Genomic DNA, 14231 nt, shown 5'->3' with positions numbered 1-14231 from the left:
ATGACCAAGACAGCGGCCGACACGGCCGGCCAGGCAAGCGACGAGCGGGAGCTGGGCGCCGCCGGGTCCCAGCTCTCCACCACGCCGAACGAGGAGCCGCCGAACCTGCCCACGCTGGGCGTCATCGGCTGGTTCCGCTGGATCTGGCGGCAGCTGACCTCGATGCGGGTCGCGCTGATCCTGCTCTTCCTGCTCTCGCTCGCCGCGATCCCCGGCTCGCTGGTCCCGCAGAACAACGTCGACGAATTCAAGACCCAGGCCTTCAAGGACAACAACCCGGGACTCTCGGAGTTCTACGAGAAGTTCCAGCTGTTCGACGTCTACAGCTCGGTGTGGTTCTCGGCGATCTACATCCTGCTGTTCGTCTCGCTGATCGGCTGTATCGTCCCGCGCTCCTGGCAGTTCGTCGGCCAGCTCCGCGGCCGCCCGCCGGGCGCCCCCAAGCGCCTCACCCGGCTGCCCGCGTACGTGACCTGGCGCACCGAGGCCGAGCCCGAGCACGTACGCGAAGCCGCCCTCTCGATGCTCAGGAAGCGCCGCTTCCGCGCCGACCCGGCCGGGGACGCGGTCGCCGCCGAGAAGGGGTATCTGCGCGAGGCCGGGAACCTGGTCTTCCATATCGCGCTGATCGTGATCCTGGTGGCCTTCGCCGTCGGCTCGCTGTTCAAGTCCGAGGGCGGCAAGCTGATCGTCGAGGGCGACGGTTTCTCCAACACGATCCCGCTGTACGACGACTTCAAGCCCGGCACCCTCTTCGACGCCGAGGACCTGGAGCCGTTCAGCTTCCGCCTCGACCGCTTCGAGGGGACGTACGAGAGGTCAGGACCGCAGACCGGCACCCCGCGCACCTTCGAGGCACACGTCACCTACACCGAAGGGGTGGACGGGCCGGAGAAGAAGAAGGTCATCAAGGTCAACAAGCCCCTCATGGTGGGGGGCTCGAAGGTCTACCTGATCAGCCACGGCTACGCACCGGTCGTCACCGTCAAGGACGGCCGGGGCAAGGTCGTCTTCACGGGCGCGGTCCCGCTGCTGCCGATCGACGCCAACGTCACCTCGACCGGCGCGATCAAGGTGATGGACGGCTACCGCGACAAGAACGGCGAGAAGGACCAGCTCGGCTTCAACGCCTTCTTCGTGCCGACGTTCGCGGGCTCCGGCAAGGGCGAGATGTTCTCGCAGTTCCCGGCCCCCGACTTCCCGGTGCTCGCGCTGTCCGCGTACCACGGCAGCCTGGGCGTCGACTCCGGGCTGCCGCAGAACGTGTACCAGCTGGACACCACCAAGATGAAGGAGTTCAAGGACAAGAACGGGGAGCTGCTGAAGAAGCGGATGCTGCCCGGCGAGACCCTGGAACTCCCGGACGGCGCGGGCTCGATCACGTACGAGAAGGAGCTCAAGGAATGGGCCTCCTTCCAGGTCTCCCAGCAGCCGGGCAACAACCTCGCGCTGTTCGGCGCGGTCGCCGCGCTCGCGGGTCTGGTCGGCTCGCTGTTCATCCAGCGGCGCCGGGTCTGGGTCCGTGCCGTACGCGGCGCGGACGGGGTGACCGTCGTCGAGATGGCGGGTCTGGGGCGCAGCGAGTCCGCGAAGCTGCCGGAGGAGCTGGCCGACCTGGCCGCCACGCTGCACGAGCGGGCGCCGACCGCGCCCGAGCCAGCGCAAGAGCCCGAGACCGAGCCAGCGCCCGAACCCGCCGACCACCCCGACAACTCCGCAGAAGTTCCTGCCGACCCTGCCGAAGGGGCTGAGAAGTGACTCTCGCCGCCGCCACCAACGAGAACCTGGCGATGATCAGCGATGTGCTGATCAAGTCCGCCATGGCCGTCTACACCCTGGCCTTCCTCGCCCATATCGCCGAGTGGACCTTCGGCAGCCGCAGCAAGGTCGGCCGCACCGCGGCGGCCCTCACCAGCGAAAGCACCGCCCCGGCCGTACAGGTCAAGCAGGCGGGCGGCGGTACCGCGGTCCTGGAGCGCCCCAAGGTCGTCACCCGCTCGGCCGCGGGCAGCCGGGACGTCGCGGACGGGCCCGGCGCGCACGGCGGCACCGAGAAGGGCGACCTGTACGGCCGGATCGCCGTGTCGCTCACCGTCCTCGGCTTCCTGGTCGCGGCGTCCGGCGTGGTCACCCGCGCCCTGTCGGTGCAGCGCGCGCCGTGGGGCAACATGTACGAGTTCTCCATCACCTTCTCGACGGTCGCGGTCGGCGTGTACCTCGGCCTGCTGGCCGCCAAGAAGAACGTCCGCTGGATGGGCCTGGTCCTGGTCACCACGGTCCTGCTCGACCTGGGCATCGCCACCACCTGGCTGTACACCGCCAGCGACCAGCTGGTCCCGGCCCTGGACTCGTACTGGCTGTACATCCACGTCTCCACCGCGATCTTCTGCGGCGCAATCTTCTACATGGGCGCGGTCGGCACGCTGCTCTACCTCTTCCGCGACTCGTACGAGGCCAAGCTGGCGCGCGGCGGCGAGCCCGGCTCGTTCGCCCGCTCGGTGCTGTCCCGGCTGCCGTCGGCCGCCACCCTCGACAAGTTCGCCTACCGGGTGAACGCCGCGGTCTTCCCGCTGTGGACCTTCACGATCATCGCGGGCGCGATCTGGGCGGGCGAGGCCTGGGGCCGCTACTGGAACTGGGACCCCAAGGAGGTCTGGTCCTTCGTGACCTGGGCCGTGTACGCCTGCTACCTGCACGCGCGCGCGACCGCGGGCTGGAAGGGCCGCAAGGCCGCGTACCTGGGGCTGTTCGCCTTCGTGACCTGGCTGTGGAACTACTACGGCGTGAACATGGTCCTGAGCGGCCTGCACTCGTACGCGTAGGCCCCTCCAGGGGTGCGTGAACCCGCCGTGCGAGGGACGCTGGTGCCATGACCGGAACGATCGGGCAGGGCACCAGCAGGACGGCGGGCGAGATCCAGCACCTCCACTTCGAGCTGCACCTTCCGCACCCGGTGGAGGAGGTGTGGACGGCCGTGGCGACCGCCGGCGGCTTGCCCGGATGGCTCGCCGCGGCGGACGAACTTGAGCCGCGTCTCGGCGGCGCGGTCACGCTGCGCTGGCTGAACGTCGACGCCGAGGGCGAGCGGGCCACGTACTCCGGCCGGATCACCGCCTGGGACGTGGAGCGGATCGCCGAGTACACCTTCGACGGCCTGCACGGCCGGGTGCGCTTCCATCTGGAAACCCTCGGGCTGGGCGCGACGACGCTCCGCTTCACCAACGAGTTCCGGGGCGACGACGCGCTGCGGCTCGACAGTCTGGCCGGGTGGCACCAGCACTTCGAGTACCTGATCCATGCGCTGGACGGGCAGCCCATGGACGCGGCGGCCTGGGCGAACTGGTCCCGCGACCGCTGGCAGCAGCTCAGGGACGCGTACGCGGCGGCGCCGTGAGCCGCACGCCGTGAGCTACTGATCTGGCCTGCCGATGTCCTCGTACCAGAGCTCCGGACGGGCGGCGACGAAGTCCTTCATCAGCGCCGCGCACCGCGGGTCGTCCAGGACGACGATCTCGACACCGTGCTCGGCCAGCCACTCGTGCCCGCCCTGGAAGGTCCTCGCCTCGCCGACGACCACCCGTGAGATGCCGAACTGGCGCACCAGACCGCTGCAGTACCAGCAGGGCGAGAGCGTCGTGACCATGGTGGTCCCGCGGTACGAGCGCTGCCGCCCGGCGTCCCGGAACGCCGCCGTCTCCGCGTGCAGAGAGGGGTCGCCGTCCTGGACGCGGCGGTTGTGGCCGCGCCCCAGCAGGGTGCCGTCCGCGCCGTAGAGGGCGGCGCCGATGGGGATGCCGCCCTCGGCGAGCCCGCGCTCGGCCTCGGCCACGGCGGTCGCGAGCCATGCGCGGGCCTGTGCCTCGTCCATACGGGGATTCTGCCCGCCGGTGGGCTGGTGCGCACGAAGCCGGTGGCCTGGTGTGCGCACGAAAGGGGCCGGGCCCCCGACCGACAAGGGTCAGGGGCCCGGCCTGAAGGCGTCCGTGATGCGTTACGCGGGAACGGCCACCTTGCGCTCGTCCTCGTCCTCGACCGTGACCTCGGACTCCGCCGAAGCGGCGTCCTCCACGTCGTTGATGTCGAAGCTCGTCGCGGTGTCGTACGCCGTGCGGTCCAGGATGTTCTCGCGGGCCGAGACGATCACCGGGACCAGCGCCTGTCCGGCCACGTTCGTCGCCGTACGGACCATGTCCAGGATCGGGTCGATGGCGAGCAGCAGACCCACGCCCTCCATCGGCAGACCCAGCGTCGACAGCGTCAGGGTCAGCATCACCGTGGCGCCGGTCAGACCGGCCGTTGCGGCCGAGCCGACCACCGAGACGAAGGCGATGAGCAGGTATTCCTTGATGCCGAGCTGCACATCGAAGATCTGCGCGACGAAGATCGCGGCGATCGCCGGGTAGATCGCGGCGCAGCCGTCCATCTTGGTGGTGGCGCCGAACGGCACCGCGAAGGAGGTGTACTCCTTCGGCACGCCGAGCCGCTCGGTGACCTTCTGGGTGACCGGCATGGTGCCGACCGAGGAGCGGGAGACGAAGGCCAGCTGGATCGCGGGCCAGGCGCCCTTGAAGAACTGCACCGGGTTGACCTTGGCGACGGTGGCGAGCAGCAGCGGGTAGACGCCGAACATCACCAGGGCGCAGCCGATGTAGATGTCGGCCGTGAACGTGGCGTACTTGCCGATCAGGTCCCAGCCGTAGGTGGCGATGGCGTAGCCGATGAGGCCGACGGTGCCGATCGGGGAGAGCCGGATGACCCACCACAGGGCCTTCTGCAGCAGAGCGAGTACGGACTCGCTGAGGTCGAGGATCGGCTTGGCCGTCTCGCCGATCTTCAGGACGGCGATACCGGCGACTGCGGCCATGAAGACGATCTGCAGGACGTTGAGCTCGGTGAACGGCGTGATGACGTCGGTGGGGACGATCCCGGTGAGGAAGTCGATCCAGGACCCGGTGTTGTCCGGGGCCGCGCCGTCCTTCGGGGTGAGACCGGTGCCGGCGCCCGGGTTGGTGAGCAGGCCGATGGTGAGGCCGATGCCCACCGCGATCAGCGAGGTGATCATGAACCAGACCAGGGTCTGGGCGGCCAGCCTGGCGGCGTTGTTGACCTTACGCAGGTTGGTGATCGACACCAGGATGGCGAAGAAGACGAGCGGGGCGACGGCCAGCTTCAGCAGCTGGACGAAGATGCCGCCGACCTTGTCGAGGGTGGTGACCAGCCAGGACACATCCTGGCTGCGGGCCAGCCAGCCGAGCAGCACACCGAGGACCAGACCGCCCAGGATCTGGGCCCAGAAGGGGATCTTCGATATGCGGAAGCCTGCGGGCTTCTCGGCGGCGGACTTGACGTTCGCGGACACGGACACACTCCGGTGGAGACGCGCGGGGCACACGGGGGCGCGGGGGATGGACTGGGGACGTACGGGAGCGACGGCCGGGCCGCGAAGGGTCAGCGGCGCCGCTGCGTGATGTCGCTGGTGCTTGTCAGACGCGGCGACAACAGGTCGCGGACATGCAGCGGCAGAGATCGACATGCAGGCGCGCCACGAGCGGGACGCTCATGGCTGTGCGGTGCGCGGCTGCTGTCTTCATGTCGATAACGTTAACACCTGAACTTTGAGAACATCAAAGCTCTTCTTTGGGATGAAGGCGTGCCGGGAGTGTGCTGAGAGGGGCCGAAATGTGCAACGCCCCAGGACAGGAGCGGGTGGCTCCGGTTCTGGGGCGTGCGCGCGTGTGACGAAGCTTACGGAGTGCTTACGCGGTGCTCACGCGGTTCTTGCGAGGTGCTTACGAGGCGCTCACGAGGTCGAGCCCTGTGCGCGGGAGGCGTCCTCCGCGTCCAGTACGGCGTCCTCCATGCTGCGGTTCTCGTTCAGCTTGGCCTTGGTCCGGTCGACCTTGTCGACGATCTGGACGGACATCTCCTCGCGCTGGGCGCGCAGCAGGACGAAGCTGAGCGGCGCCGACACGGCGATCGAGAGGAGCAGCACCCACAGCAGGTTGGAGTCGCCGAGCCCGGCCGGCAGCGCGCCGACGTAGACCAGGCCCCAGATCGCCAGGAAGCAGCCGGCGAAGATGCCCAGGCGCATCGCGGTGTAGCGGACGGTGGCGCTCGGCTTGGGTGCCACGGCTGGCCTTCTCTCTGCTCGTACGGCTGGTTCCTGCCCGACAAGTGAAGCACGCCCGTTTTGATCAACGGCAGGCAGGTGCTCGTCGGTCCAGGGGGTCAGTCCAGGGGTTCAGCTCAGGGTCAGAAGCATGGTGATGTCGTCCCGGTCGTCGCCGGGCGCCACGCGGATCATGCCGGGCACCCGCCCGACCTCCTTGTACCCGCAGGAGGCGTAGAACCGGTCGACCCCGGTGCCGCCCCGGCAGGTGAGCCGTATCGCGTCGATGCCGTCGAAGCCGCGGGCCGCGTTCTCGACGGCCCGCATCAGGTCGCGTCCGTACCCCTTGCCGTGGTGGCGCGGGTGCACCATCACCGTGTAGAGCCAGACCCAGTGCCGCATCAGACGGTGGGTGTTGTACGAGAAGAACGCGGTCGCCGCGACCTCGCCCTCCGCGTCGTACCCGACGAGCAGCCGGGTCCTGCCCTCGGCCATGGCGACCAGGTGCTTGACCCACTCGGGCCGGATGTCCTCCGGTGTCACGGGCGGTACGAATCCGACGGCGCCGTCGGCGTTGGACACGTCCGCCCAGAGGTTGAGCACCCCGTCGCCGCGCTCGCGCCCGACGGCGGGGTCCAGTTCAAAGGTCAGTGCGTCAGCCATGTACACGACCCTAAAGGGAACGCCGGGTCGGGGGTCGGGCGCCCGACCCGGCGTACCCACTCAGGTCAGCAGCTCAGGTTCGATCCCGGAGAGGTGCCCAGGATCTGCACGAAGCTCTGGTACTTGTTGATCCGGCTCTGCACCTGCGCGGGGTTGCCCCCGTCGCACTCCAGGGCGCCGTTGATGGAGCGGATCGTCTCGCCGAAGCCGCGGTCGTTCACCATCGCCGTGTGACCGGACATGGTGCCGGGGCCGCTCTGGGTCATCCAGTACCAGAGGCCGGTACTCCAGGCCACGCTCGCTTCGCGCTCGACCAGCCAGGGGTTGTTCAGCAGGTCCATGCCGAGTGCGTCACCGGCGGCCTTGTAGTTGAAGTTCCAGCTGAGCTGGATCGGGCCGCGGCCGTAGTAGGCGGCCTGCCCGGCCGGGCATCCGTAGGGCTGGTTCCGGTCGCAGTAGTGCGGGTAGTTCGCCTCGTTCTGCTCGACGATGTGGACGAGTCCGCCGGTCTCATGGCTGACGTTGGCCAGGAAGGCGGCCGCCTCGCGGCGCTGGGTGGTCTCGCTGCCGGTCTTGGCGAAGGCGGGGTGGGCCTTCATCGCGTCGATCAGGCCGCTGTAGGTGTAGAAGCTGTTCCTGCCCGGGAACATCTGGTTGAACTGCGCCTCGGAGACGACGAATCCGGAGGGGTCACCACCGCCGTCGTCGCCTCCTCCGCCGCAGGTTCCCCGGTCGGCCCAGACGCCCCACTGGCCGGTGGTGCCGGGCTCCTCGTTCTGGGTCCACCACTTGGCGGCCCAGTTGTGGCCACCGTGGGAGACAGTCATGTCCTTGGTGTAGACCGCCGTGCTGTTCCAGGCGGTCGCGCAGGCGGCGGCCGCGGCCGTGGAGGCGGTGAGTACGGGCAGCATGATGCCCAGGAAGGCGACCGCGGCCAGGACGGCGAGCAGAGACCTCAGCCTCGTACGTAACACGTCATCACATCCTCTGTGGGGGGCAGCTGTTCTGTGGGGGACAGCTGGAGGATGAGCGAACCGCAATGGTATGGACCTGTCAAGGTCTAGACCATGAGGCGAGGCGGAAGAACCGGGACAGAAAGAAAACGGCCCTGGTCGCCAGGGCCGCTTCAGTTCTTCAGGCTCTCGTCCGAGGCTTCCGCCTCAGACCCGCATCGCCTGCGGCGTCTCACGCCGCTCGGCGTCCGGGCCCTCGTACTCGCGGATGACCTCGTACTTGGTGTTCCGCTCGACCGGGCGGAAGCCCGCGTCCCTGATCAGGTCCAGGAGGTCGTCGCGGGTCAGCTTGTTCGGGGTGCCGTAGTTGTCCGCGTCGTGCGTGATCTTGTACTCGACGACCGAGCCGTCCATGTCGTCGGCGCCGTGCTGCAGGGCCAGCTGGGCGGTCTGCACGCCGTGCATCACCCAGAAGACCTTGACGTGCGGGACGTTGTCGAACAGCAGCCGCGACACCGCGAAGGTCTTCAGCGCCTCGGCGCCGGTCGCCATCTGCGTACGGGCCTGGAGCTTGTTGCGGACCTTGCCGTCCTGCATGTCCACGAAGTCGTGCTGGTAGCGCAGCGGGATGAAGACCTGGAAGCCGCCGGTCTCGTCCTGCAGCTCACGCAGCCGCAGCACGTGGTCGACGCGGTGGCGGGGCTCCTCGATGTGGCCGTACAGCATCGTGCACGGGGTCTTCAGACCCTTCTCGTGCGCGAGGCGGTGGATGCGCGACCAGTCCTCCCAGTGGGTGCGGTGGTCGACGATGTGCTGCCGGACCTCCCAGTCGAAGATCTCGGCGCCGCCGCCGGTCAGCGACTCCAGGCCCGCGTCGATCAGCTCGTCGAGGATCTCGGACGCGGACAGGCCCGAGATGGTCTCGAAGTGGTGGATCTCGGTCGCCGTGAAGGCCTTGAGGGAGACCTCGGGGAGGGCTTCCTTGAGGGCCTTCAGGGAGCGCGGGTAATAGCGCCAGGGCAGCGTCGGGTGCAGACCGTTGACGATGTGCAGCTCGGTGAGGTTCTCGCCCTCCATGGCCTTGGCCAGCCGGACGGCCTCCTCGATGCGCATGGTGTACGCGTCCTTCTCGCCCGGCTTGCGCTGGAACGAGCAGTACGCGCAGGACGCGGTGCACACGTTGGTCATGTTGAGGTGGCGGTTGACGTTGAAGTGGACGACGTCGCCGTTCTTGCGCGTCCGCACCTCATGCGCGAGGCCGCCGAGCCACGCCAGGTCGTCCGACTCGTACAGCGCGATGCCGTCCTCACGAGTCAGCCGCTCACCGGCCCGGACCTTCTCCTCGAGCTCGCGCTTGAGTCCAGCGTCCATTACCCGGCGCCTCCCATGTGTCTGTTCCCAGGGGCCCCGTCCCTTACCTTTCAGGGCCCCTGACAACGGTACGCCTAGCCTTCCTCGGGAAGTTCCCCGACCCGGTTCTCCCACTTGGTGGAGAGCACGATCGTGGTACGCGTACGGGACACACCCTTGGTGCCGCTCAGGCGGCGGATCGTCTTCTCCAGGCCGTCCACGTCGCCGACACGCACCTTGAGCATGTACGAGTCGTCGCCCGCGATGAACCAGGCGTCCTCGATCTCGCTGAGGTCCTTGAGGCGGCGCGCCACGTCCTCGTGGTCGGCGGCGTCCGAGAGGGAGATGCCGATCAGGGCGGTGACGCCGAGGCCGAGCGACGCCGCGTCGACCGTGGCGCGGTAGCCGGTGATGACGCCCGCGGCCTCAAGGCGGTTGATGCGATCCGTGACGGAGGGGCCCGAGAGGCCGACCAGTCGGCCGAGCTCGGCGTACGAGGCCCTGCCGTTCTCCCTGAGGGCCTGAATGAGCTGCCTGTCCACCGCGTCCATATGCCTGGAGCCTTCCATTGTTCAGCGTTCCCGCGAGTCTACGTAGGGAAAATAAGGCACGCTCGGCCAGCGCCCTGCGGATCTTGTAGCAAAGACGATCAAGGAGCGCTAGCCGTCAGCCACCGGTCGTCACGAAGAGTCATCACACAGAGCCGCCACCGAGCTCTCCCTCCCAGCGGCGGTACAGGCCGTGTGCAACCCCCGCCGCGTCCAGTACCCGCCCGGCGACGAAGTCCACCAGGTCCTGGATATGGGTCGCTCCGGCGTAGAACGCGGGGGAAGCGGGCGCCACCACGGCTCCCGCCTCGTCCAGGGTCACCAGGTGTCTGAGCGTCTGACCGCTGAGCGGGGTCTCGCGCACCGCCACCACCAGGCGTCGGCGCTCCTTGAGCGTCACGCTCGCCGCCCGCTGGAGCAGGTCCTTGGAGAGCCCGAGCGCCACACCCGCCACACACGCCGTGGACGCGGGCACGATCAGCATGCCCTTGGTGGCGTACGAGCCCGATGAGGGCCCGGCGGCCAGGTCACCGGCCGCCCAGTACCGCACATCGGCGAGATCGCCGAGGTCCGCGTCGAAGGTGCTGGGCTTGCCGTCCGCGCCGCGGGCCAGCCAGGCGCGCAGGTCGTCTCGCCAGTGCGCGTCCCGGAAGGCGATGCCCGTCTCGTCCAGGAGCGTGAGCCGCGAGGCGCGGCTCACCACCAAGTCGACGCTCTCGCCCGCCGCGAGTAGCGCCCGCAGCACGGCCGCGGCGTACGGCGTCCCGGACGCGCCGGAGACACCGACCACCCAGGGGCGGCGCCCGGCGCTCGGTTCGGATACTGGCTCGACTGCTGGCTGCACGCGTCCGAGCCTATCCGCAGGGTTGGAACCGGGCCGAGGCTCCCCGCGTTGAGAGGGTAGAAGATAGGCAGGGAAGCCAAAGGCGGGCAGGGGCAAGGCATAGGGGGATGCCCATGTCATACGGATACGGAGAGCACGGACCGCACGGGTCCTCCGGGCAGTACGGACCGTTCGGGCCGCGCGGGGCCGCGAGCCCAGGGCCGCAGACGCGTGGCCAGCGGGTCAAGGCCGCGGCCTTTGTCATGGTCGGCTGGCTGGCGCTGCTGTGGCTGCTGGAGGGCATCGACCAGGCGACGAACAACTCGCTGGACACCTTCGGGATATCGCCGCGCGAGTTCGGTGAGCTGCGCGACATCTTCCCGGCCGCGTTCGTGCACTTCGGCTTCGACCACCTCACGGCGAACAGCATGCCGCTGCTGATACTCGGCTTTATCGCCGCGCTCTCGGGCCTGCGCCGGTTCTTCGCCGTCGCCGTGGTGATCATCCTGGTCAGCGGCCTGGGGGTGTGGATCACGGCGCCCGAGCACTCGGTCACCGGGGGCGCGTCCGGTGTCGTCTTCGGGCTCTTCGGCTATCTGGTGGTGCGCGGCTTCGTGGACCGGCGCATCGGGGACGTCCTGGTCGGGCTGCTGATCGGTGTGCTGTACGGCTCGCTGCTGTGGGGTGTGCTGCCCACCACGCCCGGCATCAGCTGGCAGGGCCACCTCTTCGGGCTGCTCGGCGGGATAGCCGCGGCGTTCATGTTCCGGCGCGCACCCGGCTGACCAGCGCGCCGGGGGACCGGTGTGCCTCAGGTGTGCGCCACGCGTGCCCTCAGAGCACTCGTGCCCGCAGAGCACCCGTGCCCGCAGAGCACGCGTGCCCTCAGAGGGTGAGCCCGCGCACCAGCAGGTCGAGCAGCGCGCAGACGAACAGCGAGATCCCGATGAACCCGTTGGTGGTGAAGAAGGCCCGGTTCAGCCGGGACATGTCGTGCGGCCGCACGATCGTGTGCTCGTAGCTGAAGGCCACCCCCACGATCAGCAGGCCGAACCAGAAGAACCCGCCCGCCTCCGTGGCGAAGGCGTACCAGACGAACAGCGCCGTGGTCACCACATGGCAGGCCCGGGCGCCGTACAGCGCGGCCGGGATGCCGAAGCGGGCCGGGACCGACCGCACGCCCTCGGCGCGGTCGGCCTGCACGTCCTGGCAGGCGAAGATCAGGTCGAAGCCGCCGATCCAGATGCCGACCGCGAGGCCGAGGATCACCGCGTCCCAGGACCACTCACCGGTGATCGCGATCCAGGCGCCGACCGGGCCCATCGCCTGGGCCAGGCCCAGGATCGCGTGCGGGAAGTCGGTGAACCGCTTCCCGTACGGATAGACCACCATCGGGACCACCGCGAAGGGGGCGAGGATCAGGCACAGCGGGTTCAGCAGGGCCGCGGCGCCCAGGAAGACCGCGAGGGCGATCAGCGCGCCGGTCCAGGCGGACCGCACCGAGACCGCGCCGGTGACCAGCTCGCGGCCGGCCGTGCGCGGGTTACGGGCGTCGATCTCCCGGTCGATGATGCGGTTGCAGGCCATCGCGAAGGTGCGCAGACCGACCATCGCGAGGGTGACCAGGAGCAGCCGCCCCCAGTGGATGTTCCTGTCGACCTGGAACATCGCCGTCAGCGCCGCGATATACGCGAAGGGCAGGGCGAAGACCGAGTGCTCGATCATCACCAGGCGCAGGAAGGCCCGCACCCTGCTGTTCGGCTGTGGGATCGCGGCGGAGGCGGCGCTCACAGGCCGTACTCCTTCCAGCGGCGGTCCACCAGGGCCGCCGTGTCCGGGTCGGACTCGACCATGTTCGGCCAGCCGCCGTCTCGCGTGTAGCCCTCCTCGGGCAGCTTCTTGGTGGCGTCGACGCCCGCCTTGCCGCCCCAGAACTGCTGGTAGGAGGCGTGGTCGAGGTGGTCGACCGGGCCTTCGACGACGGTCAGGTCGCGGGCGTAGTCGACGTTGCCGAAGGCCCGCCAGGCCACCTCGTGGTAGTCGCGTACATCGCAGTCGGAGTCGACCACCACGATCAGCTTCTCCAGCGAGAGCATGTGCGCGCCCCAGATGGCGTGCATGGTCTTCTGTGCGTGCTTGGGGTACTTCTTGTCGATCGAGACGATCATGCAGTTGTGGAAGCCGCCCGCCTCGGGCAGGTGGTAGTCCACGACATCCGGCACGATGATCTTGAACAGGGGGAGGAAGAACCGCTCGGTGGCCCGGCCCAGCGGGCCGTCCTCGGTCGGCGGGCGGCCCACGACGATCGACTGCAGCAGCGGCCGCTTGCGCATGGTGACGCAGTCGATGGTCAGCGCCGGGAAGTCCTCCTGCGGCGTGTAGAAGCCGGTGTGGTCCCCGAAGGGGCCCTCAGGCAGCATCTCGCCCGGCTCCAGCCAGCCCTCCAGGACCACCTCGGCGTTGGCCGGTACCTGGAGCGGCACGGTCTTGCAGTCGACCATCTCGACCCGCTTGCCCTGCACGAACCCGGCGAACAGGTACTCGTCGATATCGCCGGGCAGCGGCGCCGTGGAGGCGTAGGTGACCGCGGGCGGCGCGCCGAAGGCGATTGCGATCGGCAGCTTCTCGCCCCGCTTGGCGGCGACCTGGTAGTGGTTGCGGCTGTCCTTGTGGATCTGCCAGTGCATCCCGATGGTGCGCTTGTCGTGCCGCTGCAGCCGGTACAGGCCCAGGTTCCGTACGCCGGTCTCGGGGTGCTTGGTGTGGGTCAGCCCGAGGTTGAAGAAGGAACCCCCGTCCTCGGGCCAGGTGAACAGCGCCGGGAGCTGGTCCAGGTCGACGTCGTCACCCCGCAGGACGACCTCCTGGACCGGGGCGGCGCCGGGCTTGACCTTCTTCGGCGGCACATGCGTCATGTTCGCGAGCTTCCCGAAGGCCTCCCGCACCCCGACGAAGCCGTGCGGCAGCTCGGGCTTCAGCAGCCCGCCGATCGACGCGCTGATCTCGTCGTACGACTTGAGTCCGAGGGCCTTGAGCAGGCGGCGGTCCGTCCCGAAGACGTTCATCGCCAGCGGCATCGACGACCCGCGGACGTTCTCGAAGAGCAGGGCCGGGCCGCCGGACTTCTGGACCCGGTCGACGATCTCACCGACCTCCAGATGGGGGTCGACCTCGGCCTTGATGCGCTTGAGATCGCCCTCGCGCTCCAGTGCGCGGAGCAGAGAGCGAAGATCGTCGTAAGCCATAGGGTCCAGTATCGGCTACTCGCTACTCTTGACTTGTCAGGGGGGCCGCTTCGGTGGCCCCGATGTCCACGCTCAGGGGGACCGCCTCATGCTCCGGGTGCTGATGATCCTGGTGCCACTGGCACTCAGCATCTACGCGTTCATCGACTGCATCACCACCGATGAGCAGGAGGTCCGCTATGTCCCGAAGCCGCTGTGGGCGATCCTGATCCTGCTCTTCCCGCTCGTCGGCTCCATCTCCTGGCTGGTCGTCGGCAAGGACCGCACCGTCCAGCGCGCCTCCGGCGGGAGCGGCGGCTGGGTCGCGCCCGACGACAACCCCGACTTCCTGAAGTCACTCCGCGAGGAGGACGGCAAGGGGAAGAAGGAGACGGGCGAGGCCAAGAAGGAGGAAGCGGGCGAGCCGGACGACGACCTCCTGAAGGAGTGGGAGGCCGATCTGCGCCGCCGTGAAGAGGAGATGAAGCGCCGCGAGAACGGCGGGCCGGAGGACGCGCCGCCGAAGCCCTGACCCATTCCTGCCCCCGTCCCCGCCCCCAG

15 protein-coding genes are annotated in these 14231 nt (G+C 68.9%); 5 read left to right on the top strand and 10 right to left on the bottom strand.

Going from position 1 to position 14231, the window contains the following annotated elements; genetic code table 11:
• From U9R90_RS14300 to U9R90_RS14290, 3 genes are read left to right on the top strand one after another with little or no spacing between them, the layout of a single operon-like run.
• Complete coding sequence (locus U9R90_RS14300) at positions 1-1758, top strand: cytochrome c biogenesis protein ResB (RefSeq protein ID WP_411056810.1); 1758 nt, start codon at positions 1-3, stop codon at positions 1756-1758.
• On the top strand, positions 1755-2822 hold the full coding sequence (ccsB, locus tag U9R90_RS14295; protein ID WP_411056809.1) for a c-type cytochrome biogenesis protein CcsB: 1068 nt from the start codon (positions 1755-1757) through the stop codon (positions 2820-2822). The genes U9R90_RS14300 and ccsB overlap by 4 nt, the downstream gene beginning before the upstream one ends.
• A 47-nt stretch (positions 2823-2869) precedes the next feature.
• Positions 2870-3394 (top strand): SRPBCC domain-containing protein, encoded by a 525-nt coding sequence (locus U9R90_RS14290; RefSeq protein ID WP_411056808.1) that lies wholly within the window; start codon positions 2870-2872, stop codon positions 3392-3394.
• Between the two features lie 15 nt (positions 3395-3409).
• Here the strand turns inward: U9R90_RS14290 and U9R90_RS14285 are convergent, their stop codons facing one another.
• The 8 genes from U9R90_RS14285 to U9R90_RS14250 all read right to left on the bottom strand — a co-directional run bounded on the left by U9R90_RS14285 (position 3410) and on the right by U9R90_RS14250 (position 10467).
• Positions 3410-3868 (bottom strand): nucleoside deaminase, encoded by a 459-nt coding sequence (locus U9R90_RS14285; RefSeq protein ID WP_411056807.1) that lies wholly within the window; start codon positions 3866-3868, stop codon positions 3410-3412.
• Positions 3869-3991: 123 nt separating this feature from the next.
• Entirely contained in the window at positions 3992-5359 is a 1368-nt protein-coding gene (locus U9R90_RS14280) for a dicarboxylate/amino acid:cation symporter (protein ID WP_411056806.1), read from the bottom strand.
• A 441-nt stretch (positions 5360-5800) separates the two neighbouring features.
• Positions 5801-6091, bottom strand: a complete 291-nt coding sequence (locus U9R90_RS14275) for a DUF4229 domain-containing protein (protein ID WP_411057743.1) — start codon at positions 6089-6091, stop codon at positions 5801-5803.
• 150 nt (positions 6092-6241) lie between these two features.
• A complete protein-coding gene (locus U9R90_RS14270) occupies positions 6242-6772 on the bottom strand; it encodes a GNAT family N-acetyltransferase (RefSeq protein WP_411056805.1) in 531 nt (176 codons plus the stop codon).
• Between the two features lie 65 nt (positions 6773-6837).
• Positions 6838-7683, bottom strand: coding sequence for a glycoside hydrolase family 19 protein (locus tag U9R90_RS14265; RefSeq protein ID WP_411057742.1), 846 nt, complete (start codon positions 7681-7683; stop codon positions 6838-6840).
• A 249-nt stretch (positions 7684-7932) separates the two neighbouring features.
• Positions 7933-9096, bottom strand: a complete 1164-nt coding sequence (gene mqnE, locus U9R90_RS14260) for an aminofutalosine synthase MqnE (RefSeq protein ID WP_411056804.1) — start codon at positions 9094-9096, stop codon at positions 7933-7935.
• Between the two features lie 74 nt (positions 9097-9170).
• Positions 9171-9626, bottom strand: coding sequence for an Lrp/AsnC family transcriptional regulator (locus U9R90_RS14255; RefSeq protein WP_411057741.1), 456 nt, complete (start codon positions 9624-9626; stop codon positions 9171-9173).
• 142 nt (positions 9627-9768) lie between these two features.
• A complete protein-coding gene (locus U9R90_RS14250; RefSeq protein ID WP_411056803.1) occupies positions 9769-10467 on the bottom strand; it encodes a UbiX family flavin prenyltransferase in 699 nt (232 codons plus the stop codon).
• Positions 10468-10709: 242 nt separating this feature from the next.
• On the opposite strand from U9R90_RS14250, the gene U9R90_RS14245 reads away from it, so the two are divergent.
• Positions 10710-11231, top strand: coding sequence for a rhomboid family intramembrane serine protease (locus tag U9R90_RS14245; protein WP_411057740.1), 522 nt, complete (start codon positions 10710-10712; stop codon positions 11229-11231).
• Between the two features lie 100 nt (positions 11232-11331).
• On the opposite strand, the gene mqnP is transcribed toward U9R90_RS14245, so the two are convergent.
• Together mqnP and U9R90_RS14235 are read right to left on the bottom strand one after the other, a co-directional pair.
• Entirely contained in the window at positions 11332-12237 is a 906-nt protein-coding gene (mqnP, locus tag U9R90_RS14240) for a menaquinone biosynthesis prenyltransferase MqnP (RefSeq protein ID WP_411056802.1), read from the bottom strand.
• Complete coding sequence (locus U9R90_RS14235; RefSeq protein WP_411056801.1) at positions 12234-13691, bottom strand: menaquinone biosynthesis decarboxylase; 1458 nt, start codon at positions 13689-13691, stop codon at positions 12234-12236. The genes mqnP and U9R90_RS14235 overlap by 4 nt, the downstream gene beginning before the upstream one ends.
• A gap of 88 nt (positions 13692-13779) precedes the next feature.
• Here U9R90_RS14235 and U9R90_RS14230 point away from each other — a divergent pair, with 88 nt between their 5' ends.
• A complete protein-coding gene (locus U9R90_RS14230) occupies positions 13780-14202 on the top strand; it encodes a PLD nuclease N-terminal domain-containing protein (protein WP_411056800.1) in 423 nt (140 codons plus the stop codon).
• Positions 14203-14231: the final 29 nt, after the last annotated feature.

The sequence above is a fragment of the Streptomyces sp. E11-3 genome, assembly GCF_046540415.1.
Lineage (GTDB): Bacteria > Actinomycetota > Actinomycetes > Streptomycetales > Streptomycetaceae > Streptomyces.
The sequence above is the reverse complement of the archived record's forward strand: the minus strand, read 5'-3'. Positions and strand labels throughout refer to the sequence as shown.

What these genes read in the sequence shown, in the direction of transcription:
- U9R90_RS14300 (WP_411056810.1), top strand. Translation starts at nt 1, where the DNA reads ATGACCAAGACAGCGGCCGACACGGCCGGCCAGGCAAGCGACGAGCGG.
- U9R90_RS14275 (WP_411057743.1), bottom strand. Translation starts at nt 6,091, where the DNA reads ATGCGCCTGGGCATCTTCGCCGGCTGCTTCCTGGCGATCTGGGGCCTG.
- U9R90_RS14235 (WP_411056801.1), bottom strand. Translation starts at nt 13,691, where the DNA reads ATGGCTTACGACGATCTTCGCTCTCTGCTCCGCGCACTGGAGCGCGAG.
- U9R90_RS14290 (WP_411056808.1), top strand. Translation starts at nt 2,870, where the DNA reads ATGACCGGAACGATCGGGCAGGGCACCAGCAGGACGGCGGGCGAGATC.
- U9R90_RS14270 (WP_411056805.1), bottom strand. Translation starts at nt 6,772, where the DNA reads ATGGCTGACGCACTGACCTTTGAACTGGACCCCGCCGTCGGGCGCGAG.
- U9R90_RS14255 (WP_411057741.1), bottom strand. Translation starts at nt 9,626, where the DNA reads ATGGACGCGGTGGACAGGCAGCTCATTCAGGCCCTCAGGGAGAACGGC.
- U9R90_RS14230 (WP_411056800.1), top strand. Translation starts at nt 13,780, where the DNA reads ATGCTCCGGGTGCTGATGATCCTGGTGCCACTGGCACTCAGCATCTAC.
- U9R90_RS14285 (WP_411056807.1), bottom strand. Translation starts at nt 3,868, where the DNA reads ATGGACGAGGCACAGGCCCGCGCATGGCTCGCGACCGCCGTGGCCGAG.
- U9R90_RS14245 (WP_411057740.1), top strand. Translation starts at nt 10,710, where the DNA reads ATGGTCGGCTGGCTGGCGCTGCTGTGGCTGCTGGAGGGCATCGACCAG.
- U9R90_RS14265 (WP_411057742.1), bottom strand. Translation starts at nt 7,683, where the DNA reads ATGCTGCCCGTACTCACCGCCTCCACGGCCGCGGCCGCCGCCTGCGCG.
- mqnE (WP_411056804.1), bottom strand. Translation starts at nt 9,096, where the DNA reads ATGGACGCTGGACTCAAGCGCGAGCTCGAGGAGAAGGTCCGGGCCGGT.